Annotated in this window: 24 protein-coding genes and 1 tRNA gene; 13 read left to right on the top strand and 12 right to left on the bottom strand. The window is 62.8% G+C overall.

Annotation, left to right across the window (positions count from 1 at the left end):
• Positions 1-2: 2 nt before the first annotated feature.
• A complete protein-coding gene (locus EGN72_RS05540; RefSeq protein WP_233587040.1) occupies positions 3-1,142 on the bottom strand; it encodes an MFS transporter in 1,140 nt (379 codons plus the stop codon).
• Between the two features lie 82 nt (positions 1,143-1,224).
• Positions 1,225-2,106, bottom strand: coding sequence for a LysR family transcriptional regulator ArgP (locus tag EGN72_RS05535; protein ID WP_127045659.1), 882 nt, complete (start codon positions 2,104-2,106; stop codon positions 1,225-1,227).
• Positions 2,107-2,192: 86 nt separating this feature from the next.
• Here EGN72_RS05535 and EGN72_RS05530 point away from each other — a divergent pair, with 86 nt between their 5' ends.
• From EGN72_RS05530 to EGN72_RS05515, 4 genes are read left to right on the top strand one after another with little or no spacing between them, the layout of a single operon-like run.
• Complete coding sequence (locus tag EGN72_RS05530) at positions 2,193-2,579, top strand: ACT domain-containing protein (protein WP_127045658.1); 387 nt, start codon at positions 2,193-2,195, stop codon at positions 2,577-2,579.
• Positions 2,572-3,174 (top strand): LysE/ArgO family amino acid transporter, encoded by a 603-nt coding sequence (locus EGN72_RS05525; protein WP_127045657.1) that lies wholly within the window; start codon positions 2,572-2,574, stop codon positions 3,172-3,174. The genes EGN72_RS05530 and EGN72_RS05525 overlap by 8 nt, the downstream gene beginning before the upstream one ends.
• A 30-nt stretch (positions 3,175-3,204) precedes the next feature.
• Entirely contained in the window at positions 3,205-3,780 is a 576-nt protein-coding gene (locus EGN72_RS05520; protein ID WP_127045656.1) for a hypothetical protein, read from the top strand.
• A 40-nt stretch (positions 3,781-3,820) separates the two neighbouring features.
• Complete coding sequence (locus EGN72_RS05515) at positions 3,821-4,738, top strand: DMT family transporter (RefSeq protein ID WP_233587039.1); 918 nt, start codon at positions 3,821-3,823, stop codon at positions 4,736-4,738.
• On the opposite strand, the gene EGN72_RS05510 is transcribed toward EGN72_RS05515, so the two are convergent.
• Positions 4,735-5,514 carry a 3-deoxy-manno-octulosonate cytidylyltransferase gene (locus EGN72_RS05510; protein WP_127045655.1) on the bottom strand — a complete coding sequence of 260 codons (780 nt, stop codon included), beginning with the start codon at positions 5,512-5,514 and terminating at the stop codon, positions 4,735-4,737. The two genes, EGN72_RS05515 and EGN72_RS05510, sit on opposite strands and share 4 nt — an antisense overlap.
• Positions 5,515-5,527: 13 nt before the next feature.
• A complete protein-coding gene (locus EGN72_RS05505; protein WP_127045654.1) occupies positions 5,528-6,487 on the bottom strand; it encodes an SIS domain-containing protein in 960 nt (319 codons plus the stop codon).
• A gap of 224 nt (positions 6,488-6,711) precedes the next feature.
• Here EGN72_RS05505 and EGN72_RS05500 point away from each other — a divergent pair, with 224 nt between their 5' ends.
• A complete protein-coding gene (locus tag EGN72_RS05500; protein WP_127045653.1) occupies positions 6,712-7,719 on the top strand; it encodes a GDP-mannose 4,6-dehydratase in 1,008 nt (335 codons plus the stop codon).
• A 37-nt stretch (positions 7,720-7,756) separates the two neighbouring features.
• On the opposite strand, the gene EGN72_RS05495 is transcribed toward EGN72_RS05500, so the two are convergent.
• Both EGN72_RS05495 and EGN72_RS05490 read right to left on the bottom strand, forming a co-directional pair.
• Positions 7,757-7,833 (bottom strand) — tRNA-Arg (locus tag EGN72_RS05495).
• Positions 7,834-7,879: 46 nt separating this feature from the next.
• The gene (locus tag EGN72_RS05490) at positions 7,880-8,287 is read right to left on the bottom strand and encodes a GNAT family N-acetyltransferase (RefSeq protein ID WP_233587044.1); all 408 of its coding nucleotides are present in this window, start codon (positions 8,285-8,287) and stop codon (positions 7,880-7,882) included.
• 244 nt (positions 8,288-8,531) lie between these two features.
• Between EGN72_RS05490 and EGN72_RS05485 the strand changes: the two genes are divergently transcribed.
• Positions 8,532-10,025 (top strand): YdiU family protein, encoded by a 1,494-nt coding sequence (locus EGN72_RS05485; protein WP_127045651.1) that lies wholly within the window; start codon positions 8,532-8,534, stop codon positions 10,023-10,025.
• An 85-nt stretch (positions 10,026-10,110) separates the two neighbouring features.
• The gene (locus tag EGN72_RS05480; RefSeq protein WP_127045650.1) at positions 10,111-10,800 is read left to right on the top strand and encodes an NnrU family protein; all 690 of its coding nucleotides are present in this window, start codon (positions 10,111-10,113) and stop codon (positions 10,798-10,800) included.
• A gap of 17 nt (positions 10,801-10,817) precedes the next feature.
• Here the strand turns inward: EGN72_RS05480 and EGN72_RS05475 are convergent, their stop codons facing one another.
• Positions 10,818-11,492, bottom strand: a complete 675-nt coding sequence (locus EGN72_RS05475) for a sirohydrochlorin chelatase (protein ID WP_127045649.1) — start codon at positions 11,490-11,492, stop codon at positions 10,818-10,820.
• A gap of 155 nt (positions 11,493-11,647) precedes the next feature.
• On the opposite strand from EGN72_RS05475, the gene EGN72_RS05470 reads away from it, so the two are divergent.
• Positions 11,648-12,364, top strand: a complete 717-nt coding sequence (locus tag EGN72_RS05470) for a class II aldolase/adducin family protein (protein ID WP_127045648.1) — start codon at positions 11,648-11,650, stop codon at positions 12,362-12,364.
• Here EGN72_RS05470 and arsJ read toward each other — a convergent pair.
• From arsJ to EGN72_RS05455, 3 genes are read right to left on the bottom strand one after another with little or no spacing between them, the layout of a single operon-like run.
• Positions 12,361-13,626: an organoarsenical effux MFS transporter ArsJ gene (gene arsJ, locus EGN72_RS05465; RefSeq protein WP_148114245.1), complete on the bottom strand. Its 1,266-nt coding sequence runs from the start codon at positions 13,624-13,626 to the stop codon at positions 12,361-12,363. The genes EGN72_RS05470 and arsJ overlap by 4 nt on opposite strands.
• A complete protein-coding gene (locus EGN72_RS05460; RefSeq protein WP_127045647.1) occupies positions 13,623-14,621 on the bottom strand; it encodes an ArsJ-associated glyceraldehyde-3-phosphate dehydrogenase in 999 nt (332 codons plus the stop codon). The genes arsJ and EGN72_RS05460 overlap by 4 nt, the downstream gene beginning before the upstream one ends.
• A 2-nt stretch (positions 14,622-14,623) precedes the next feature.
• Complete coding sequence (locus EGN72_RS05455; protein WP_127045646.1) at positions 14,624-15,466, bottom strand: helix-turn-helix domain-containing protein; 843 nt, start codon at positions 15,464-15,466, stop codon at positions 14,624-14,626.
• A 264-nt stretch (positions 15,467-15,730) separates the two neighbouring features.
• Between EGN72_RS05455 and rplU the strand changes: the two genes are divergently transcribed.
• The 5 genes from rplU (at position 15,731) to proB (ending at position 19,464) form a co-directional block, all read left to right on the top strand.
• Positions 15,731-16,198 (top strand): 50S ribosomal protein L21, encoded by a 468-nt coding sequence (rplU, locus tag EGN72_RS05450; RefSeq protein ID WP_127045645.1) that lies wholly within the window; start codon positions 15,731-15,733, stop codon positions 16,196-16,198.
• A gap of 6 nt (positions 16,199-16,204) precedes the next feature.
• Positions 16,205-16,474, top strand: coding sequence for a 50S ribosomal protein L27 (gene rpmA / locus EGN72_RS05445; RefSeq protein ID WP_127045644.1), 270 nt, complete (start codon positions 16,205-16,207; stop codon positions 16,472-16,474).
• 131 nt (positions 16,475-16,605) lie between these two features.
• On the top strand, positions 16,606-17,145 hold the full coding sequence (locus tag EGN72_RS05440) for a GNAT family N-acetyltransferase (RefSeq protein WP_127045643.1): 540 nt from the start codon (positions 16,606-16,608) through the stop codon (positions 17,143-17,145).
• A gap of 172 nt (positions 17,146-17,317) precedes the next feature.
• Positions 17,318-18,343: a GTPase ObgE gene (gene obgE / locus EGN72_RS05435; protein WP_127045642.1), complete on the top strand. Its 1,026-nt coding sequence runs from the start codon at positions 17,318-17,320 to the stop codon at positions 18,341-18,343.
• Positions 18,331-19,464, top strand: coding sequence for a glutamate 5-kinase (proB, locus tag EGN72_RS05430; protein ID WP_127045641.1), 1,134 nt, complete (start codon positions 18,331-18,333; stop codon positions 19,462-19,464). The genes obgE and proB overlap by 13 nt, the downstream gene beginning before the upstream one ends.
• A 78-nt stretch (positions 19,465-19,542) precedes the next feature.
• On the opposite strand, the gene EGN72_RS05425 is transcribed toward proB, so the two are convergent.
• On the bottom strand, positions 19,543-20,175 hold the full coding sequence (locus tag EGN72_RS05425; protein ID WP_127045640.1) for an ABC-type transport auxiliary lipoprotein family protein: 633 nt from the start codon (positions 20,173-20,175) through the stop codon (positions 19,543-19,545).
• 13 nt (positions 20,176-20,188) lie between these two features.
• A complete protein-coding gene (locus EGN72_RS05420) occupies positions 20,189-21,910 on the bottom strand; it encodes an MlaD family protein (protein WP_127045639.1) in 1,722 nt (573 codons plus the stop codon).
• Between the last annotated feature and the right edge of the window lie 3 nt (positions 21,911-21,913).

The raw sequence follows: 21,913 nt of genomic DNA, 5'->3' as shown, positions 1-21,913 counted from the left end.
GTTCAGGCGTCTGGTTTGCGCAGATGTGTGGCGAAGGCGGTGATCAGCAAGGCCAGCGCCGCCAGCACCAGCAGCGCCAGCCGCAGTGAGGTCATCTCGGCCAGAAAGCCGATGACGGGCGGGCCCAGCAGCAAGCCGCCATAGCCCAGCGTCGCGACCGAGGCGATGGCGCGGCCCGGTGTCATGTTCGGGTCGGCCGCCGCGCGGGAAAAGGCCAGTGGGAACAGCACGGCATAGCCCAGCCCCATCAGCGCAAAGCCCAGCAATGCCTGTGTGATGCCCATGGCCGACGCTACGCAAAGCACACCCAGAAAGGCCGCAACCCCCGAGGCGCGGGCGGTTTTATCGGCGCCAAAGCGGCGGATCACCCGGTCGCCGAGCATCCGCATCACAAAAATCGCCACGGAAAAGGTGGAATAGCCAAGCGTGGCCAGCGCCTCGGTGATGCCAAGACTGCGGTAAAGGTAAACCGCGCCCCAATCGGCCACCGCCCCTTCGCCCATTGCGGCGGCAAAAGCGATCAGCCCCACAAAGACCAGCGCGCCACGCGGAAAGGCAAAAAGGCTGCCCCCCGAAGCCGCGCTGCGCGCCGAGGCCCAAGCGCCAGAGGCAATGGCAAGGGTGATGGCCCCCAAGGGCAGGCTTGCCAGCGCGAAATGGGCAGGCACCGACAGGCCCGTCCTGATCGCGATATAGCCGCAGGCGGCGGCCACGCCCGCGCCAAGGCTGAACATCGCATGAAAGGAGGCCATGATCGGGCGGCCCGCCGCTTTTTCCACCTCAGCGGCCCAGACGTTCATCGCCACATCCATTGACCCATGCGCCATGCCGAACAAGAACAGCGCCACGGCCAGCAGCGCCAAACTGGGCGCAAGCCCAAGCGCAACAAGGGCCGCGCAATAGGCCAGCGCGATGATCCGCGTCACCGGGGCCGCGCCGAAACGGTCCACCATCCGCCCCGCCAGCGGGAAAGAGATTATCGCCCCCGCCGCAAGGCAAAGCAAAAGCAGCCCCAGCAGATTGGGCGACAGCGCATGAAATTCCGAAATCGCCGGGATGCGCGAGGCCCAGATGCCCAGCAGCGCACCATTCAGGATGAACATTGCGGCAACCGCACGGCGAGGGGTTCTGAGGCGTCTCATCAAGGCTCCTGTCAGCAGGTTGCGGCAAGGGAACAGGAAATGCAGGCTTGGGCAATGGGCAAGCCGCCGCCTGCAACCAAGGTTACAAAAGGTGATCGCGCGCGCTGCGGGTGATGGCTTCGGTCAGGGGTGCAATCGCCGCCGCTGTCAACCGGGTGAATTGCCAATAAAGCGGCACATCCAGCGGGGTTTCGGGCGCAAGTTCGGCCAAGCGACCGGCGGCGATATGGCCCGCGATCAGCGGTTCGGGGTTCATGCCCCAGCCAAGGCCCAACAGGGCCGCCTCGACAAAGCCTTGACTGGACGCGATGCGATGGGTGGGAAAGGCAAAGCGGGCCGGGGGCTTTTCACCCAGATGGCGGGCCACCCAATCGCGTTGCAAGCGGTCCTTGTCGGAAAAGGTCAGCGCGGGCGCTTGGGCAAGGGCTGCGCGCGTGGCCCCTTGCGGCATCCAGCGGGCCAGATAGGCAGGCGAGGCCGTAGCCCGGTAGCGCAGCGCCCCCAAGGGCAGGGTATCACAGCCTTGCAACGGGCCTGCGTGGCTGGTGATGGCGGCCGAAACCTCGCCGTTGCGCAGACGGTCCTGGCTGTGATCTTGGTCGTCGATCACCAGATCGAACAGCATCCCTTCGGTCGATGCCAATGCCGGCAAAACCCATGTGGCAAGGCTGTCGGCATTCACCGCGATGCGGATCGTGGTTTGGCCCGGCCCTTCGGGCAGATCATCGGCAAGGGTAGATTCCAGCAGCATCACCTCTTCAAAATGACGGATCAGCCGCAGCCCCGGTTCGGTTGCACTGCACGGCTGCCCGCGCCGGATCAGCAGGGTGCCAAAGCGTTCCTCCAGCGCCTTGAGCCGTTGCGAGATGGCCGAAGGCGTGACCGACAGCGCCGCCGCCGCCAGATCAAAAGAGCCGCGCCGATGGATCGCGGCAAGGGCGGCAAGCTGGGCATAGTCAAACATTAGCAACCCTAATGAAAACGCAGAAAGATTAATTTGATAGGGGCAGGCTTTCCGCGCTAGGTCAAGCCCGGATAGGGGAGGCACCGATGGCCGCGATTTCAGATTTGGCGCAATTGCTGCGCAGCATGGTGCCGGGCTTGGCACCCGAGGAATATGGCTTTGGCCTGAGCCAAGGGCAAAGCGTGCCGGGGGCCTTTGCCACTGTGGCCGAGGCGGAAGGGCTGACCGTGGTTGCTCCGGTGGCCGCCTTGCAGGCCGCAGGCGTGGCGCATCAGCCCGGCTGGGCGCGGATCAGCCTTGCGGTGCATTCCGATTTGCAAGCGGTGGGCCTGACGGCGGCCATCGCGCAGGCATTGGCCGCAGCAGGGATCAGCGCCAATGTCATCGCAGGCTATCATCACGACCATATTTTCGTGCGATGGCTGCGGCGGCATGAGGCGATGGCGATTCTGAAAGGTCTGTCAGATGCTTGAGGCTTTGGTCGCGGGCTATCTGGTCAGCTTTAGCCTGATCGCGGCGATTGGTGCGCAAAACGCCTTTGTGCTGCGCCAAGGCATCCGGCGCGAGCATGTCGGCTGGGTGGTGCTGGTCTGCGCCGCCTCGGACGCGGTGTTGATGAGCGCAGGCGTGGCGGGCTTTGGCACGGTTTCGCAGCGGGTGCCGTGGCTGGGGGATGCGATGCTTTGGGCGGGGGTGGCGTTTTTGCTGGTCTATGGCGCGCTGCGCTTCCGCGCGGCGTGGCAGGGCGGTGCGGCGCTGGTGCCAACCGCTGCCGCCCCGGTGGCGCTGCGGCGGGTGATCCTGACCTGCCTTGTGCTGACATGGGCAAACCCGCATGTCTATCTGGATACGGTGGTGCTGGTGGGGGCAATCTCGGCGCAATACGCGCCTTATGCTGTGGCCTTTGGCGCGGGCGCGATTGCGGCCTCGGCCAGCTTTTTCACCGCGCTTGGCTTTGGCGCGCGGCTGCTGGCCCCGGTGATGGCGCGGCCACGGTCTTGGGTCGTGCTGGAGGTGATCGTCGGGGCGACCATGTGGGCGATTGCAGCGGCGCTGGCCTTTGGATAGGGTCGGGCAGTGTAAGACAAGGGTAAGCGTTTGATTTTTGAAGTCTTGGCCGAAGTGGCCCAAGCGATCCTTCAAGCCTTTCTGGAGCTGGTGATCCGGCTTTTGGCGCTTGTCTTGCGATCAAGCTATTTGATCGAGCATACGCGCGGGATCAGCCGCCATGCCCATGCGATTGCGCTGACCTGCGGTGGGTATCTGTCATTCGGGATTCTGCGGGCGCTGTTTGACGGTATGGCAACGCCTGTGTTGCAGCCGCTGTATGCGTGGCCGCTGGTGGTCGCGGCGCTTGTGCTGCTGTTGGTGGCGCTGGCGGTGCCCGAGGCGGTGCGCGAAACGGCAAGCCCGGCCCGCAAAGCCGCCCGCAAGGAAGAGCCTGCGATGCTTTGGCCCTTGGCGGTGATGTTGAGTCTGGCGTTGATTTTGGGCGTTGTCAGCCTTTGGCAGGGCGAGGTGCATCGCAAAACCTTGGCCGAGCGCGCCTGTGACGCGGCCAATACCCGCATCAGCCCCGAATTGCGCGACACAGCCGAAAAGGGCCTGGCACTGGCAGACCGGCTTTTGAAACGCGAGGCCCCCAGCGTCTTGCCCTGCACCGAGGCGCAATAACCCCCTTGCGGCTGCGCGCGGCATCAGGCTTTGTAGCGGGATGAAGACACCTGCCGCCTCTGCCCCTGCGTCCAACCCCGTGATCGGGATTGCATGGATGCTGGCCTCTGGCCTGTCCTTTGTGGTGGTGACAGGGGTGGTGCGCTATTTGGGCACCGACCTGCCTGCGGCGCAATCGGCCTTTCTGCGCTTTGCTTGGGGGGTGGTGTTTCTGGCCCCTTCCTTGCTGACCCTGTTTCGGGTGGGGATACCGGCGGGGCTGGGCCGGGTGATCGCCTATCGCGGGGCAGTGCATACCTTGGCGGTGACACTGTGGTTTTACGCGATGGCGCGGATTCCCGTGGCCGAGGTGACGGCGATTGGCTACCTGAACCCGGTTTGCGTGACATTGGGCGCGGCGTTGCTGTTTGGCGAAAAGCTGGCGGCACGGCGGGTGATCGCGATTGCTGTGGCGCTGCTGGGCACGCTGATCGTGCTGCGTCCGGGCCTGCGCGCGATAGAGCCGGGGCATTGGGCGCAACTTGGGGCGGCAGTCTCTTTTGCCGGATCGTATCTCTTTGCCAAAAGCCTGAGCGGCAAGATGCCCGCAGGTGCGATTGTGGGCATCTTGTCGGTCACGGTGACGCTGGGGCTGTTGCCTTTCGCGCTATGGGTCTGGGTGCCGGTGACGGCGGCGCAGGTGGCGTGGCTGGCCGTTGTGGCGCTGGCGGCCACCTCGGGCCATTATTGCATGACGCGGGCCTTTGCCGTGGCCCCGATTTCGGTGACGCAACCGGTGACGTTCCTGCAACTGGTCTGGGCCACGATGCTGGGCGCGATTGCCTTTGGCGAACGGGTGGACCCCTTCGTGTTGCTGGGCGGGGCGGTGATTATTGGCGCTGTCAGCTATATCACATGGCGCGAGGCGCAATTGAAACGCCGCGCGGTGACACCGGGGGTAGGCGCGGGCAAGCTTTAGCCTTTGGCCAGCACGCTTTCGATCCGCGCCACATCCACGGGGTTATTCAACTCCCAGAACACGCGGCCCTTGCCGTCCACCTCTACGCAGGCCATCTCCATCCCGTTTTCCAGAAAGCGAAGCTGCTCCAGCCCCTCCATCCGCTCCAGCGGGCCCATCTGCCAGCCTTGATAGGCGGCAAGGGCGGCGGGGCGATAGGCATAGATGCCGACATGGTGAAACACCGGAATCGGGTTATGGTCGCCTTCGGGCGTGTAGGGGATCACCTCTTTGGAAAAGTAGAGCGCGCGCATTTGGGCATCAAACACTGCCGTTGTGCCACCCACGCGGCCATTGCGGCGATCTTCGCGGAAATGGCTGACGGTTTCGGCATCGCAGCGGATGACAGGCGTCGCGCATTGCGCCGGGCTGGTCTGCATCGCGTCGGCCAAGGCCTCGACAAACCACGGCGGCGTCAGCGGTGCATCGCCTTGCAGGTTGATTACCAGATCGGCAGACAGCCGGGCATTGGCCACCGCTTCGGCACAGCGCATCGTGCCGTTTTCAGCCTCGGGCGAGGTCATGATGACCTGCGCGCCAAAGCCTTCGGCGGCGCTGCGGATACGGTCATCATCGGTGGCGACATAGACCTCGGCAATGCCGCGCGCGGTCATCGCCGCTTCCCAGCTGCGCCGGATCAGGGGCTTGGTGCCATCGGGGCCGCGCAGCCCCACCAAGGGCTTGCCCGGGTAGCGGGTAGAGGCATAGCGGGCAGGGATGATGATGATGGTTTTCATGGTGTGTTTCGCTTCACAGGCCTGCGCGCAGGCAATCATGGATATGCAAAATGCCCAAGGGGCGATGCTCGGCATCGGTGACGAAAAGCATGGTGATCTTGCGTTGGTTCATCAGGGCCACGGCTTCGGCGGCCAGCATGTCGGGGGGGGCGGTCAGCGGGGTGCGGGTGGCCACATCCAGCGCGGTCTTGCCCATCAGCCCGTCCATATTGCGGCGCAAATCGCCATCGGTGATGACCCCGGCCAGACGGCCCGCATCCACCACGCCTGCGGTGCCAAAACCCTTTTGCGTCATCACAAGCAATGTCTCGGCCATTGGCGTATCGGTGGCGACCAAGGGCAGATCATCCGCCCCGCGCATCAATTGCCCGACGCGGGCCAAACGCGCGCCCAAGCGGCCACCGGGATGGAAGGTGCGGAAATGTTCGGGTTCAAACCCGCGGCGTTCCATCAGCGCCACGGCCAGCGCATCGCCCAAGGCCAGCGCCATGGTGGTCGATGTGGTGGGCGCAAGGCCCAAGGGGCAAGCCTCAGGGGCGGCGGGCAGCGTCAGGCAGATATCGGCGGCGCGGGCCAAAGTGCTGGTGGCGCGGGCCGAAATCGCCAGCAGGGGGATGGAAAAACGCTTGGTATGCGCGATCAGATCCCCTAGTTCCGAGGTTTCGCCAGAGTTCGACAAGGCGATCACCGCATCATCGGGGGTAATGGTGCCCAGATCGCCATGCGAGGCCTCTGCCGGATGCACGAAATAGGCAGGTGTTCCGGTCGATGACAGCGTGGCCGCGATCTTGCGCGCGATATGGCCGGATTTGCCGATGCCCGACAGGATCACCCGGCCTTTGCAGGCCATCAACGCCTCTACCGCTGCCGTGAAATCGGCGGGCAGGTTTTCGGCCATGGCCAACAACGCCTCGCCCTCTATCCGCAAGACACGGGCGGCGGCGACAAGCGGTGTGGTGGCGGGGTCTGACATAAAAACCTCTCACAAGGGCAAAGCTTGCCTTGTCATAGCGTGGAACCACAGGTTCCGAAAGCCTTGAAGCAGGATGCGCCTGCCCAGCACCGCGCCTTGACTTTGCCGCCCGAAAGGGTGGAGTTTGGCCGCCAGCAAGGGGCAGGCCCCGTGCCGCAACAACCAAACAAAGCGCAGGCAGACGCCCCGGCGCAACATTGAGCAGTGAACGAACAGGACAGTAGATGCGGGTATTGATTACAGGAACGGCAGGGTTCATCGGCTTTCATCTGGCCCGGTTATTGCTGCGCGAAGGTGCGGTGGTGCATGGCTATGACGGCATGACCGACTATTACGATGTGCGCCTGAAACAGCGCCGCCACCAGATCCTGCTGCAAACCCCGAATTTCAGCGCCACCGAAGCCCTGCTAGAGGATCAGGCCCGTTTCGATCAGGTCGCGGATGATTTTGCCCCCGATATCATCGTCCACCTCGCCGCACAGGCCGGCGTGCGTTACAGCATCGAAAACCCGCGCGCCTATCTGGATGCCAATGTGATCGGGTCTTTCAACGTGATGGAAGCGGCGCGGCGCTTGGGCGTGCAGCATTTGCTGATGGCCTCGACCTCGTCGGTTTACGGGGCCAATGACAAGGTGCCCTATAGCGAGGCCGACAAGGTCGAAACCCAGATGTCATTCTATGCGGCGACGAAAAAGGCCAATGAAAACATGGCGCATGCCTATGCCCATATTCACAACCTGCCGATCACCATGTTCCGCTTTTTCACGGTGTATGGGCCTTGGGGCCGCCCCGACATGGCGCTTTACAAATTCGTCGATGCCACGCTCGAAGGGCGCCCGATTGATGTGTATAACCACGGCGAGATGTATCGCGATTTCACCTATGTCGAGGATCTGGTGCGCGGTATTCGGTTGCTGATGGATGCGGTGCCACAGCGCCCCGAAAATGGCGTGGTGCCGGAAGGGGACAGCCTGTCGCCCGTGGCCCCTTGGCGCGTGGTCAATATCGGCAATTCCACCTCGGTCAAGCTCACCGATTTCATCGACGCGATTGAGGCCGCGCTGGGCCAGAAAACCACCCGCAACCTGATGCCGATGCAGCCCGGCGACGTGCCGCGCACCTGGGCCGATGCCAGCTTGCTGCAACGCCTGACCGGGTATCGCCCGCAAACCGATGTGCAAACCGGTATTCAGAAATTTGTCGATTGGTATCGCGACTATTCCGGCAAATAACCCGGACCACCCGTTGCCATTTTTTTGTGCCGATGCTTGGCGGGCCCAGAAGGAATCGAACCCTCAACCTGCCGATTAGAAGTCGGCTGCTCTATCCAGTTGAGCTATGGGCCCGCATGGCCCTCTTTTGCGGCAGACGGGGCAATCGTGCAAGGGGGGTTTACAGGGCAAGCGTCATGAAAACGCTGTTCGGGTCCAGTGTGTAACCTTCAAAAGGCGGGCATTCGGTGAAACCGGCTTTGGCGTAAAGCGCGCGGGCAGCGATGAAAGTGGGCTGCACGCCGGTTTCAAGGCTCAGCCGCCTAAAGCCCATGGCGCGCGCCTCATCCATCAAGTGGGTGAGCATGCGCTTGGACAGGCCGCGCCCGCGTGCTTCGGTCAGGATATGCATCGACTTGATTTCGGCATGATCCGCGTTGATCCGCTTGAAGGCGCCCATGCCAACCGGCACGCCGATATGGCGCATCACGAAAAAGCTGACCTCTGGCACCGCAAGTTGGCTTGCATCCATCATATGGATGCTTTCGGGCGGGGTGTCGGCATGCATATCTGCGGTATGGCGCGCCATCAGCAGCGACAGATCGGCGCCCAAGGGGCTTTCTGCGGCAATCGAAATCATGGGGATATCCTGCAAAACCTGCCTTCGCATAGCGTGAAGCCGCGACGCGGCGCAACTGTTTGTTGCACCGGATGCTGCCCGGATTTGCCGGGCCGTGGGCTTGGTGCTATCTGTTGGCTGCGCCGCCAAGGCAAGCACCCGCCCCTTGCCACCGTTTAAACGCCTTGCACGGCCAGAAAAGGAAAACACCGGTATGACCAGCCCCGAACCCCCCTTTGGCTTTGCCTTTGACAACAGCTATGCCCGCGATCTGCAAGGGTTTTATGTGGAATGGCAGGGCGCGCGGCATCCCGATCCGCAGGTGATCCGCATCAATGAGGCGCTGGCGCGGGAATTGGGGCTGGACCCAGCGGCGCTGGCCACATCCGATGGGGCGAAAGTGCTGACCGGGGCTGTGGCGCCAGCGGGGGCGCAGCCTTTGGCCATGGCCTATGCCGGGCATCAGTTCGGCGGGTTTTCCCCGCAGCTTGGTGACGGGCGGGCCCTGTTGCTGGGCGAGGTGCTGGACCAAAGCGGCGCGCGGCGGGATATTCACCTCAAAGGCTCTGGCCGCACGCCGTTTTCGCGGGGCGGGGATGGCAAAGCAGCCCTTGGCCCGGTGCTGCGCGAATATCTGATGGGCGAGGCGATGCAGGCCTTGCACATCCCCACGACCCGCGCGCTGGCCGCTTGCACAACGGGGGAACAGATTTTGCGCGACAGTGGGCCAGAGCAGGGCGCGGTCTTGGCGCGGGTGGCGGCGTCGCATCTGCGGGTCGGCACGTTTCAGTTCTTTGCCGCGCGGGGCGAAAACGACAAGCTGCTGCAATTGATGCAGTATACCATCGCGCGCCACCACCCCGACCTGCGCGATCTGCCGGTGCCAGAGGCCGCCTTGGCCCTGCTGCGCCGCACGGTTGCGCTGCAATCCCGGCTGGTGGCGCAATGGATGGCGGTGGGGTTCATCCATGGGGTGATGAACACCGATAACATGGCGCTGTCGGGCGAGACGATTGATTACGGCCCCTGCGCCTTCATGGATGCCTATGATCCGGCGACGGTGTTTTCCTCGATTGATCGGCAGGGGCGCTATGCCTATGGCAACCAACCCGGCATTGCGCGCTGGAACCTTGCGCGTTTTGCTGAAACGCTGCTGCCTTTTCTGGACCCGGATGATGACACCGCGATCCGTATCGCGACCGAGGCGATTGACGGGTTCTCGGATATCTATGAGGCCGATTGGTTGGCCCAGATGCGCCCGAAGCTTGGCCTGACCACGGCAGAGGATGGAGACTTCGCGCTGGCCTATGCTTTCTTGAAAGCCCTGGAAGGGCAGGGCGCGGATTATACCAACAGTTTCCGCGCCTTGGGCGATGTGGTTTTGGGCGATGCTGCGGCCCTGCGCGCCCAAGTCACCGACCCCGAGGCCCTGCGCGACTGGCAAGAGGAGTGGCAGGCCCGGCTTGCCCGCGATCCGTTGACCCCCAAGGCGCGGGCCGCAGCGATGAACGCGGTCAACCCGCTGTATATCCCGCGCAATCATCTGGTCGAAGGCGCATTGGCCGCAGCCAAGGCAGGCGATATGGCCCCGTTCGATCTGTTGTTGTCTGTGCTGTCGGCCCCGTTTGCTGCGGTTGCGGGGCAAGAGCCATTCGCCCAGCCCGCACCGGACAGCTTTGCCAATTTCCGCACCTTTTGCGGGACATAGTGGCAGGTAAGCGCTTGATTTTGGGCAAGGCGGTGCCCGTGCAGGGCGGCTATGGTCGGCGCGGATTGAAGGAAAGGGCAGCGCAATGACAGGCGGTTGGGCGGAGCTTATCACGGCGTTTGCGCTGTTTTTGCTGTCGCATCGCATCCCGACGCAGCCGGGTGTGAAGGCGGCGCTGACGGCCCGGATCGGCGCGCGCGGATTCACGCTGGCCTATAGTCTTGTGTCATTGGCGCTGCTGGTGTGGCTGATCGTGGCGGCGGGGCGCGCGCCTTTTGTGCCGCTGTGGGATCAGGCGGTCTGGCAGCGCTGGGCGGTCAATCTGGTGATGCCTTTCGCGGTGATGCTGGCGGTGTTCGGGATCGGGGCACCGAACCCGTTGTCCTTTGGCGGGCGGGCGAACGGGTTTGACCCGGCGCATCCCGGCATTGCCGGGGTAGTGCGGCATCCGCTGCTCTGGGCGCTGGGGCTGTGGTCGGGGGTGCATATGCTGGTGAATGGTGATCTGGCGCATGTGCTGCTGTTTGGCAGTTTCGCGGTTTTCGCCCTGCTGGGGCAGCGCTTGATTGACCGGCGCAATCAGCGGCTGATGGGGGCCGCAGCGTGGCAAGGCTTGGCGTGCAACACCTCTGGCTGGCCGTTCGCGGCCTTGTTTGCGGGGCGGTGGCGGCCTGTTGCCGCGCCAAGCCTTGCACGTTTGGCGCCAGGTATCGCCGTTTGGGCGCTGCTGTTTTGGCTGCATGCCCCGGTGATCGGGGTTTTGCCCACACCCTAAGCTCTAGGCCCTAAGCCCTAAGCCCCGCGCTGCAAGGCCGCAGCGATCAGGGCGGCCACGCCCGCCGCCTCACCTATGGGGGGAAGCCGCGGGCCTTTGAATGCAGCAGCCTCCAGCGCCTCGGGCACATCCTGCACCACATGCCCGGCGCTGAGCGCAAAGAAGGGCAGGCAGGTGCCGCTTGCCATCTTCTCGGCCACCTCTTGCAGAAAGGGGGCTTCTTCGACAAAGGCGGGATGGATGGGGCCAAGCCCGCGCGCCTCCAGCGTGGCGGCCATCTGATAGGTCGTATCGCCCGAGGTTTTCGACACTTTGCTGCCATGCGCCGCCAGCAAGACCGGGCCGGGGCCGCCTGCGGCCCGCAAGACGGCCTCAATCAGGTCGGGCAAGGCCGGATCGGTGCCAAAGGGCAGCAATTGCGTTAACCCTTCGCGCCCCGCAGCATTCAAGCGGCGCGGCAGGTTGATGCGGGTGAACCAACCCTCGGCCATGAAAAACGGATAGATGAGCGGGGCTTTCATGCGGGCCAAGGCCGCCTCCAGCGCGCCGTCTTTCGCCAAGGTGGCCCCGCGCACATGCCAGCCCGGTGCCCAGAAAGAGACGCGCACCGCCAGCGCCTGCATGACCGCCTCTTGCGGGTCGGGATCGGCGGGGGAGCCATGGGCCACCAAAATTGCTTCGCGCTGTGCCATCTTTGCCTGCCCTTGCTTGCCTTGCGCCACCATATAGGCGGCAGCGGGCCGATGACCAGACGGGCCGCACCCTTGCGCGCTGCAAAACGCCTTTGCTTTTCGCGCGGTCCTGTATCAGGCTGCGGGCATCCCGTGTTCCAGCCCAAGGCGCTACCATGCCCCAAACCGATGCCCGCCGCGATCTTGCTGCTGCCCTGCGCTATACCGCGCGGCTGGGGATGCATGAAGGCATCGCCAATCACTATAGCCTTGCGGTTTCCGCCGATGGGGCCGAATTTCTGATGAACCCCTACGGGCGGCATTGGTCGCAGATGCGCGCCTCGGATTTGCTGCTGCTGAACGCCAATGCGGCCCCCGCGGGCCGGGCGGATGTGGACCCGACAGCATGGGCCATTCACGGCGCGATTCATCGCAAGCTGCCGCAGGCCCGCTGCATCATGCATCTTCATTCGAAATACGCGACCGCGCTGGCCTGTCTGAAAGACCCGGTGCTGCCCCCCGTTGACCAGAATTCCATGCGGTTTTTCAACCGGGTCGCGGTGGATGACGGGTTTGATGGCATGGGGCTGGGGGATGAGGCAGAGCGGCTTGCCACCTGCCTTGGCAATCGCTCTGTTCTGATGATGGGGCAGCACGGGATTTTGGTGATCGGCCCTTCGGTCGCGTGGTGCTTTGATACGATCTATTACTATGAACGCGCGGCGGAAACCTATCTGACGGCACTTGCCACGGGCCGCCCGCTGAACATCGCCAGCGATGCCGTGGCCGAGAAAACCGCCCGCCAGTGGGAGGAATACCCCGGCTTTGCCGACAAGCATCTGGCGGCGGTGCATTCCATTCTGGCCGAGCAGGAGCCTGCCTATCTGGACTAGGCGCTGCCTGCCTCCGTGGCGCGCAGTTGCGCCGTGCTGGCCGCGGCAAGCCCGATCATCAGCGCCGCCGTGCCAAGGCAAAGCGGCAAGCCACCGAGTTGATAGGTCAGCCCTGATAGCAGCGTGCCAACCAGCCGTCCGGCCGCATTGGCCATATAGTAAAAGCCCACATCCATCGTGACCCGTTCGGCATCGGAAAAGCGCAGGATCAGGTAAGAATGCAGCGCCGAATTCACCGCAAACACGCCGCCAAAACCCAACAACCCGACCACAACCGCCACCGTGAGCGCGGGTGATGGGGCCGGCGCCAGCCAGACCAGCGCGGCAAGGGTGGCAGGCACCAGCGCCAGAAGCGCCACCCAAGCCCGCGCTTGGCCCAGCAACTCTGCCTCGGTCCGTGTGGCGGCGTTCAGGATGCGCGGGGCGCGGGCCTGCACGGCACCGTAAAGGATGGTCCAGACCGCCATGAAGCTGCCGATCATGAAAAACGCCGCACGATTGCCCGCCGCGCTGCCATCTGACAGCACGGCATAGAAATAAATCGGGATGCCCACCACGAACCAGACATCCCGCGCGCCGAACAGGAACAGCCGCGCCATGCTTAACCAGTTGATGTTGCGGTTTTTGGAAAAGACCTCGGTGAATTTCGCGCCCTTGCGACCGATGGGCAGGCCCTTGGGCATTTTGGCGACCACGCCGACCAGAATGGCGAACAGGATCGCAGCCATGCCCAGCACCGAAGGCACAAAGCCCAGCAGCGCCAGCAGCCCCGCCCCCAGCAAAAAGCCCAAGCCTTTGACCGCGTTTTTCGATCCGGTAAGCAAAGCCACCCAGCGAAACAAGCCACCCTCGGTGCTGGGGGCCAGCAATTTCACCGCGCTCTTGGCGCTCATCTTCGCAAGGTCCTTGGCCACGCCCGAAAGCCCCTGCACCAGCATCACAAAGATGACCGAGGCCGTGAGGCCCCAGCCCGGATCAAGCTGCGCAAGGGCCAGCAAGGCCAGAACCTGCAACGACAGCCCCGCATAAAGCGTTGATGTCAGGCCAAACCGCGCCGCAATCCAGCCTGCCGACAGGTTGGTCACAATCCCCGCCACCTCATACAGCACGAACAGATAGGCAAGCTGCACCGGTGAAAAGCCAAGCCGGTGGAAGTGCAGCAAGACCAGCATCCGCAGCGCGCCATCGGTCAGCATGAAGGCCCAATAGGCCGCAGTGACCGTGGCATAAGCGGCAAGGCCAGCGGGGCGGGCGGGTGTCACAGCGCGGCCCCCACCATCAGCGCCACATCGACCAGACGATTGGCATAGCCGAATTCGTTATCATACCAGGCGTAAACCTTCACCTGCGTGCCATTCACCACCATGGTCGAAGGGGCATCAATAATGCCGCTACGCGGATCATTGGTGTAATCGGAGGACACAAGCGGCCGGGTTTCATAGCCCAGAATACCCTTCAGCGGCCCCTCGGCGGCGGCTTTGAACAAGGCGTTCACCTCCTCTGCCGTGGTGTCGCGGGCCATTTCGAACACGCAATCGGTGATAGAGGCATTGAGCAGCGGCACCCGCACCGCATGGCCGTTCAACTTGCCTTTCAGTTCCGGGTAAATCAGCGTGATCGCAGTGGCAGAGCCTGTCGTCGTGGGGATCAGGTTGGTCAGGGCCGAGCGTGCGCGCCGCAGGTCTTTGGCCGGGCGGTCGACGATGGTTTGCGTGTTGGTCACATCATGGATCGTGGTGATAGAGCCGTGCTTGATCCCGATGCCCTCCAGCAAAACCTTGACCACGGGCGCAAGGCAATTGGTGGTGCAACTGGCCGCTGTGATGATCTGATGCGCCGCCGGGTCGTAAACCTTATCATTCACGCCATAAACGATATTCGCCGTTGGCCCATCCTTGACCGGGGCAGAGACGACCACTTTCTTTACCCCCGCCGCGAAATAGGGGGCGAGTTTTGCCGCCGTTTTGAAAGCGCCGGTGCAATCAATCACCACATCGACGCCGTCCAGCGGCAAATCCTCGATCCGGCGGCTGTTGGTGACGGGGATGCGGGTGCCATCAATCGTGATCGCGCTGTCATCCGCCGCAAAACTGGCAGGCCAGCGGCCATGCACCGAATCAAATTCCAGCAAATGGGCATGCATGGCGGCATCGCCCACGGCATCATTGATAAAGGCGATGTGCGCGCCACGCTCCAGCAAGGGGCGCAGGGCCAGTTTTCCGATACGGCCAAGGCCGTTGAGCGCATAGGTGGTCATGGTCAATTATCCTTTATATATGCTGTGCCGATCGCATCCACGCGCTTTTGCAAGGCGGCGCGGTCGAGTTCGGCAAAGGGCAGAGCGGTGAAGGCGGCCAATCGGTTGCGCAGGCCGCCGTAACATTCTTGAAAGGCGAGGCGTCTTTCGGCCTCGGTGCCCGTGGCTTTCACCGGGTCGGGCAGGCCCCAATGGCCAGAAATCGGCTGGCCGGGCCAAGTGGGGCATTCCTCATTCGCGGCATGGTCGCAAACGGTAAAGACGAAATCCATCACCGGGGCATCGGGCCCTTGAAACGCGGTCAGGTTTTTGGACCGCAGTTCCGCGATGTCATGCCCTTTGGCGCGCAGCATTTCCAGTGCGATGGGGTTGGGCTGCGCGCGGGGCGCGGTGCCTGCGGAAAAGGCGGTGAAACGGTCGCCTGCCAGATCGCGCAGCAGCGCTTCGGCAAAGATTGACCGGGCGGAATTGCCGGTGCACAGGAACAGGACGTTGAATTTCCGGGTGGTCATCGGGGGGCCTCCGGCAAGCGGGTTGGAAACGGATGGGGGGCACAGATCAGCGCGCCCCCGGCAGCAATCCAGAAACAGACCCGACACCACTTCTTGCGCCGCCGTCAGGTTGACGGCGTAAAGCAGCCGCACCCCTTCGCGTTGCTGCGTGATCAACCCTGCTTGCGTCAGGGCGGCCAGATAGACCGAGGCGGTGCTGGGCTTGAAAGCAAGAACCATAGCAATCTCACCGGCTGGCAGCGCATCGGGAAAGCGCCGCATCAACAGGCGAAACACGGCCAGCCGCTGCGGGTGGCTCAGGGTGGCAAGGCGATCTGTGAGTAATGATTCCATATTTCATGAAATAATGAAATATAAGATACCCTGTCAAGCCCCCTTTGCGCTGGGTGCCTTGCCAAAGGGCTGCGGAATTTCGGGCCTACTTATGCTTGACTCTGCGCCCCCTTTCCCCGATAAGCGCGCATCTCGGGCAGGTGGCGACACTTGGCCGGGTTTATTTTTGATATCGTCCCATATGGGGGCGCGCTGTCCGAGGTTAAGCGAAACGCCAGTAAATACTGGGGCCACAGGACGCGGAGACATGAAAAGGAAAGTCTGATGTTCGCGGTCCTCAAGACAGGCGGCAAGCAATACAAGGTTCAAGCCGGGGATATCCTGCGCGTTGAAAAGCTTGATTGCGTTGCTGGCGACAAAATCCAGTTCAACGAAATTCTGATGGTTGGCGGCGACAAGCTGACCGTTGGCGCGCCGCTGGTTGCAGGTGCTGCCGTTCAGGCCGAAGTGATCGAGCAGATCAAAGGCCCGAAGGTCATCCACTATGTAAAGCGTCGCCGGAAGCATTCCAGCCAGCGCACCAAAGGCCACCGCCAGCACCTGACGCTGCTGCGTGTGACCGATGTTCTGGCCTCGGGCGCTGAAAAGTCCGACGTGAAGGCCGCGACCGGCACCGCCGATGCGCGCCGCGCTGCCCATAACGCCGATGCCGCCCCGGCTGCAAAGGCCCCTGCAAAGGCGAAAGCCGCTGCGAAACCAAAGGCGGCGAAAGCTGCCGCGACCGAGGAGTAATCCCCCATGGCACATAAAAAAGCTGGTGGTTCATCCCGTAACGGCCGCGACTCAGCCGGTCGCCGTCTGGGCGTAAAGCTGTTTGGTGGCCAGTCGGCCATTCCGGGCAATATCATCATTCGCCAGCGTGGCACGAAGATGTTTCCGGGAACCGGCGTCGGCATGGGTTCGGATCACACGATCTTTGCGACTGTCGAAGGCCAGGTAACCTTCAAGAAAGGCCTCAAGGGCCGCACGTTTATTTCGGTTCTCCCGGTTGCGGAGGCTGCCGAGTAAGTCGAACCGTTACAGACAAGATGTAACAAGGGGATCGGCTGAAAGGCCGGTCCTCTTTCCGTTTCCGGGGAGGGAAGCGGAGTATTGGTTTTTTGGGGACGTCTCCCCATGTGTTTTCGGAGGAGAACGCGATGATGTTTCAGACGATCGAAGAACAGCCCGTGATTGCAACGGAACGGATGGTGCTGCGCCCCGTCCGGTTGTCGGATGCGGGGCTGATCGGCCTTTATGCCGGCGATATCCGGGTCGCGGAATCCACCAGTTCCATCCCGCATCCCTTGCCGCCCGGTGCGACAGAGGCCTTCGTCGCCCGCGCGATGAACATGAGCGCGGCAGAGCGGATCTGGGTGATGGACGGCACGGCCCATGCCATGCCCGAGGTTCTGGGTGTGATTTCGCTGAAACAGATGGATCGCGACCAATCCGAGATCGGCTATTGGGTGGCCCCGGCCTTTTGGAACACCGGCTATGCGTCCGAGGCGGTGCAGGCCTTGATTGCAGCCAATCCGTTGAAGAACAAAGCGATTTTTGCGCAGGTGTTTCAAGACAATCCCGGTTCGGCCCGTGTGCTGACCAATTGCGGCTTTGGCTATCTGGGCGATGCCGAAAGCTTCAGCGTTGCCCGTAACGCACGGGTGCAGACATGGACCTATCTGAAGAAGATGAGCTGACCCCGGCCCCGGATTAAGGTCTGTTCCCGCTGCGCGATCTGGATGCGGCCCATCGCGCGGCGGGTTTTGCCGATTTTGTCGCCGCGCGAAGGCACAGGCGCAGCCTGCGCTTGAGGTGGGGCGCTTTATCGGGTAACGCAGCGCATTGACCCTTTTGCTGAAAGCCGGACCCATGAAATTCCTTGATCTGTGTAAAGTCTATATCCGCTCTGGTGGCGGTGGGTCGGGTTGCGTGTCGTTCCGGCGCGAGAAGTTTATCGAATTCGGCGGGCCGGACGGGGGCGATGGCGGCAAGGGTGGCTCTGTCTGGGCCGAAGCGGTTGAGGGGCTGAACACCCTGATCGACTTTCGCTATCAGCAGCATTTCTTTGCCAAATCGGGCCAGCCGGGCATGGGCAGCCAGCGCACCGGGAAAACCGGTGATGATATCGTGCTGAAAGTGCCGGTGGGCACCGAGATTCTGGACGAGGACGAAGAAACCGTGATCGCCGATCTGACCACCGTGGGGCAGCGGGTTTTGCTGGCCAAGGGCGGCAATGGTGGCTGGGGCAATTTGCAGTTCAAATCATCCACCAACCGGGCGCCGTCACGCGCCAATTCCGGGCAGGAAGGGGTGGAGCGCACGATCTGGCTGCGCCTGAAACTGATCGCCGATGCGGGGCTGGTGGGCCTGCCCAATGCCGGAAAGTCGACGTTTCTGGCCTCTGTGTCCAACGCGCGGCCCAAGATTGCCGATTATCCCTTTACCACGCTGGTGCCCAACCTTGGGGTTGTGGGCATCGACGGGCATGAATTTGTGATGGCCGATATTCCGGGGTTGATTGAAGGTGCCTCCGAAGGGGCGGGCCTTGGTACGCAGTTTCTGGCGCATGTGGAACGCTGTGCGGTGCTGTTGCATCTGGTCGATGGCACGTCCGAAACGGTGGCCGAGGATTACCAGACTATCGTGACCGAGCTTGAAGCCTATGCCGAAGAGCTGGGGGACAAGCCGCGCATCACCGCGCTGACCAAGATCGACGCGCTGGACCCTGAAACGCTGGAAGAACGTTTTGCCGAATTGGCAAGCGTGGTGGACGGTGAGGTCTTTGCGATTTCGGGTGTGTCGAACCAAGGGATGCCGGATGTATTGCGCCGCCTTTACGCGCAGATATTGGAGGGCCGGGTTGTTGTGGAGGACGAAGCGCCATGGCAACCGTAACGGGGACAGGCCTTGCTGCGCCTGATGTGCGCAGCGCCAAGCGGTTGGTGATCAAGATCGGGTCGGCCTTGCTGGTCGACCGGCTGCGTGGTTTGCGCCATGACTGGCTGGAGGCCTTGGCGCTGGATGTGGCCGAAGCCAAGGCGCGTGGCACGGATGTCGTCATCGTGTCTTCGGGGTCGATTGCTTTGGGGCGCACGGTGTTGGGGCTGCCCTTTGCCGAATTGCCCTTGGAACAATCGCAGGCCGCTGCCGCCGTTGGGCAAATCCGGCTGGCCCGCGCCTATGAGGAGGTTCTGGCCCCGCATGGGATTACCACGGGGCAGGTGCTGGTGACGCTGGAGGATACCGATGACCGGCGGCGCTATCTGAACTCTCGCGCGACGATGGAGACCTTGCTGGGTTTGGGCGTGGTGCCGATTGTGAATGAGAACGATACAGTGGCCACCGATGAAATCCGCTTTGGCGATAACGACCGTCTGGCCGCGCAGATCGCGGTGACGGTGGGGGCGGATCAGTTGATCTTGCTGTCGGATGTGGATGGGTTTTATTCCGCCAATCCCAAGGAGGACCCAACGGCGGTGCGCTTTGACGTGGTGGAGCAGATTACCCCTGCGATTGAGGCGATGGCGGGCGACCCGATTTCAGGCCTGTCGAAAGGTGGGATGAAAACCAAGCTGCTGGCGGCCAAGACGGCGGTGGCGGGGGGCTGTGCGATGGCGATCATGGAAGGGTCCGCTCTGCGGCCCTTGCAGGCCTTATCGCTGGGGGCGGCGCGGACGTGGTTTGTGTCCAGCGCCGATCCGCAGCAGGCGCGCAAACGCTGGATCAATGCGATGAAACCACGCGGCGAGCTGCGGTTGGATGCGGGCGCAGTGGCGGCGTTGCGGGCGGGGAAATCGCTGTTGCCTGCCGGGGTTTCGGCGGTTTCCGGAGCCTTTGGGCGCGGCGATCCGGTGGCGATATTGGGGCCGGATGGTGCCGTGCTGGGCAAAGGCCTTGTGCGGTATACGGCGCTCGAGGCCCGCGCGATTGCGGGGCATCGGTCGGGCGAGATCGAGGCGATTTTGGGCTATGTCGGGCGTGCCGCGTTGATCCACCGCGATGATATGGTGGTGTGAGCGGGGAGGGGGCGCTGCCCCCCAGTCGGATTGCAGGGCAATCCAACTTTCCCCCCGAGGTATTTTTGCCAAGATGAATTAGCGTTTGACGCCGATATTCAGGGTGCTGAGCGCCCAGCTTGCCACATCCGCCATTAGGGCTTGGTTGGCTTGATTGAAGCCTTCGACAAGCGGCAGGGTGTCGGTTGAGGCGACCGTCGCGCTGCTGTTGAAGCTGCGGGAGGACAGGATTGCGGCATCATCCTCGCGCACCATGCGGGCGGTCAGGCGTAGCCGGATTTGCGCGGTTTTGCCCTCGGGGCCGACTTCGGCTTGAAAATCCGTCAGCTCGCTGACCAAGGCGTAATCGCCGGAGGCGCCCAAGGGGCGGCGGCCGACGTAGCGAAAGCCGTTGCTGTCCTCCAGCGTGCGGACCAGCAGGGTTTGCACCATGATCGGGGTTTCTTCGGCCCATTGTGCATCGGGCAGGTAGGCGGCTTGTAGCGGATGCGGGCGGATCAGGATGCGGTCAGTGCTTAGCGCGCCGGGGGCTGTGGGCAGTTCCACCACCAATTGCCGGGAAGTTGTGCTGCGGGCCACGGGCGGGGCCGCTGGGGCGGACAGATCGTAATTGTCCAGTGGGGTTGCCGCGCCGCTGAGCGCGGAGAGGGCAGAGCATCCGGGCAGCAGCGCCAGCGTGGTGAGGGCAAGCAGGAAGGGGCGCGGGGTCATGGCAGGACCTCTTTCAATTGCGTTTGTAAACGGGGGTATCGCCCCCAAGGAAGAACCGCGCGGGATCACGCTGGATTTGTTTGGTCAACTGTTCAAGGTTGCTGATCAGGTCGCGGGTTTCGCGCGCGAGCCTTGTAAATTGCGGCAGGGCGGCTGTGGTGAAATCGCGGATCGGCGGGTCAGAGGCGGCAACAACCGCCGAGACACGTTCAAAGGTTTCACGCGCGGCGTTGGAGGCGGCTTGCAGATCGGCTGTCACCCCCGGAATGGCATCGGACACGCCGGCGATGGCCACATCCAGCCCGTCAATCGTGCGGCGCAGATCGGTGACGATGGCGCTGACATCTTCATTTATCACGCGGTCCGCCCCGTCAAAGGTTTTCTCGGCCGCAACCAAGGTGCGTTCGCCCACCGCCAGCGCGGAGTTGATTGCGTCCAGCGTGGTATTGGCGCGGGTGAAGCTTTCGGTGACGGCGGCGAGGCTGGTGCTGGCATCATCCATCAAGCCATCGGCCTTGCCACTGGCCGAGGTCAGCGCAGTGCCGACCTCGGTCATCACCTGGTTGGCGGTGGCGGTGGCGGCGCGGATATCGGCGACCATGGCGGGCAGGTCTTCTTGTGCGGCGCGGGAAATCGGGGCGAGGGCGGCGCGGGCTTCGGCCACCATTTCAGCACCGTCCTGCGTGACCAGATCGTCAAAACTGATCGAAGCCTTGTCCATCGAGATCAGCGTTTCATTCAACTGCACGATCACGGCATCGGTTGCCTTGATCGTGGCTTCGGCCTCCATCAGGCGGGTGGAGGCGATTTCACCGGTTTTCTTGAATTCTGCCACCATCGCGCGGGCCTCTTCCCCAAGCTGCGCAATTTCGGCCCTGGTTTCGGCGATGCCGTCGACCAGTTGCTGGGTCGTCGCAGTCAGGTCTTTTTCGATGAAGGTTTCGGCCTTTGCCAGCGTTTCTGTCGTTTGCTCCAGCGTTTTGGTGCCGGTGGCGACAGTGGTTTGCGATTCCTCGGCCAGTTCCTTGATCGAAATCAGCATATCATCCGCCGTGGCAAACAGCCTTTCGGCCTTGGAGGTTACGCCTTCCAGCATGACGTTGAAGTTGGAAATCTCAATCGCGAAGCCTGAAATGGCCCCCGCGACCACGGTAAAATCATCCAGCGACTGCGCAAACCCTTCGGAGGCGCGGTCGAGGTTGGCCAGAATATTATCTACCCGGCTGACGTTTTCATCGCTGATCAGCCTGCGCAGATCTTTCACCACATTCAGCACTTCGTTGACCAGTTCGGGCGCATCCTCGGACAGGCTTTGCAGCATGGAGCGGCCTGCCTCAATCTGCGGGATGGCAAGGTCAGAGACATCGCGGAGCAAAGGTTCGCGCACCTCGCCCGCGCTGATGCCGACATAGGAAACACCCGTCACACCCTGACTTTCGATGGTCGCGACAGAGCCAGCCCGCACTGGCGTGTTTTGCGCCACTTCCAGCCGCACAAGGATGGTGCCGTCATTGTCGGGCGACAGTTTCACCTCCACCACCTGACCCACGGGCAGCCCGGCAAAGCGCACATCCGAGGCGCGGGCAAGGCCGGAAACAGAGGTGAATTTCACATCGTAATAGGCAAACTGGCGGTCCAGTTCCACCCGCGCGAACCACAGCGAAAAGGCAATCAGGCCGATGAAGCCCAGAATCGTGAAAGCGCCGATAAGAACATAATTTGCCCGTGTTTCCATGGT

The organism is Pseudorhodobacter sp. E13 (assembly GCF_003991405.1).
Taxonomy (GTDB): Bacteria; Pseudomonadota; Alphaproteobacteria; order Rhodobacterales; family Rhodobacteraceae; genus Pseudorhodobacter.
This window is presented reverse-complemented; position numbering and strand designations above follow the sequence as displayed.

Excerpts from the sequence above, each read along its gene's own strand:
- rpmA (WP_127045644.1), top strand. The coding sequence starts at position 16,205 with ATGGCACATAAAAAAGCTGGTGGTTCATCCCGTAACGGCCGCGACTCA.
- proB (WP_127045641.1), top strand. The coding sequence starts at position 18,331 with ATGGCAACCGTAACGGGGACAGGCCTTGCTGCGCCTGATGTGCGCAGC.
- EGN72_RS05515 (WP_233587039.1), top strand. The coding sequence starts at position 3,821 with ATGAAGACACCTGCCGCCTCTGCCCCTGCGTCCAACCCCGTGATCGGG.
- EGN72_RS05540 (WP_233587040.1), bottom strand. The coding sequence starts at position 1,142 with ATGAGACGCCTCAGAACCCCTCGCCGTGCGGTTGCCGCAATGTTCATC.
- EGN72_RS05535 (WP_127045659.1), bottom strand. The coding sequence starts at position 2,106 with ATGTTTGACTATGCCCAGCTTGCCGCCCTTGCCGCGATCCATCGGCGC.
- EGN72_RS05525 (WP_127045657.1), top strand. The coding sequence starts at position 2,572 with ATGCTTGAGGCTTTGGTCGCGGGCTATCTGGTCAGCTTTAGCCTGATC.
- EGN72_RS05460 (WP_127045647.1), bottom strand. The coding sequence starts at position 14,621 with ATGACCACCTATGCGCTCAACGGCCTTGGCCGTATCGGAAAACTGGCC.
- EGN72_RS05500 (WP_127045653.1), top strand. The coding sequence starts at position 6,712 with ATGCGGGTATTGATTACAGGAACGGCAGGGTTCATCGGCTTTCATCTG.
- EGN72_RS05510 (WP_127045655.1), bottom strand. The coding sequence starts at position 5,514 with ATGAAAACCATCATCATCATCCCTGCCCGCTATGCCTCTACCCGCTAC.
- EGN72_RS05490 (WP_233587044.1), bottom strand. The coding sequence starts at position 8,287 with ATGGCGCGCCATACCGCAGATATGCATGCCGACACCCCGCCCGAAAGC.
- EGN72_RS05505 (WP_127045654.1), bottom strand. The coding sequence starts at position 6,487 with ATGTCAGACCCCGCCACCACACCGCTTGTCGCCGCCGCCCGTGTCTTG.
- rplU (WP_127045645.1), top strand. The coding sequence starts at position 15,731 with ATGTTCGCGGTCCTCAAGACAGGCGGCAAGCAATACAAGGTTCAAGCC.
- EGN72_RS05420 (WP_127045639.1), bottom strand. The coding sequence starts at position 21,910 with ATGGAAACACGGGCAAATTATGTTCTTATCGGCGCTTTCACGATTCTG.
- EGN72_RS05455 (WP_127045646.1), bottom strand. The coding sequence starts at position 15,466 with ATGGAATCATTACTCACAGATCGCCTTGCCACCCTGAGCCACCCGCAG.
- EGN72_RS05530 (WP_127045658.1), top strand. The coding sequence starts at position 2,193 with ATGGCCGCGATTTCAGATTTGGCGCAATTGCTGCGCAGCATGGTGCCG.
- EGN72_RS05425 (WP_127045640.1), bottom strand. The coding sequence starts at position 20,175 with ATGACCCCGCGCCCCTTCCTGCTTGCCCTCACCACGCTGGCGCTGCTG.
- EGN72_RS05485 (WP_127045651.1), top strand. The coding sequence starts at position 8,532 with ATGACCAGCCCCGAACCCCCCTTTGGCTTTGCCTTTGACAACAGCTAT.
- EGN72_RS05475 (WP_127045649.1), bottom strand. The coding sequence starts at position 11,492 with ATGGCACAGCGCGAAGCAATTTTGGTGGCCCATGGCTCCCCCGCCGAT.
- EGN72_RS05440 (WP_127045643.1), top strand. The coding sequence starts at position 16,606 with ATGATGTTTCAGACGATCGAAGAACAGCCCGTGATTGCAACGGAACGG.
- EGN72_RS05470 (WP_127045648.1), top strand. The coding sequence starts at position 11,648 with ATGCCCCAAACCGATGCCCGCCGCGATCTTGCTGCTGCCCTGCGCTAT.
- obgE (WP_127045642.1), top strand. The coding sequence starts at position 17,318 with ATGAAATTCCTTGATCTGTGTAAAGTCTATATCCGCTCTGGTGGCGGT.
- EGN72_RS05480 (WP_127045650.1), top strand. The coding sequence starts at position 10,111 with ATGACAGGCGGTTGGGCGGAGCTTATCACGGCGTTTGCGCTGTTTTTG.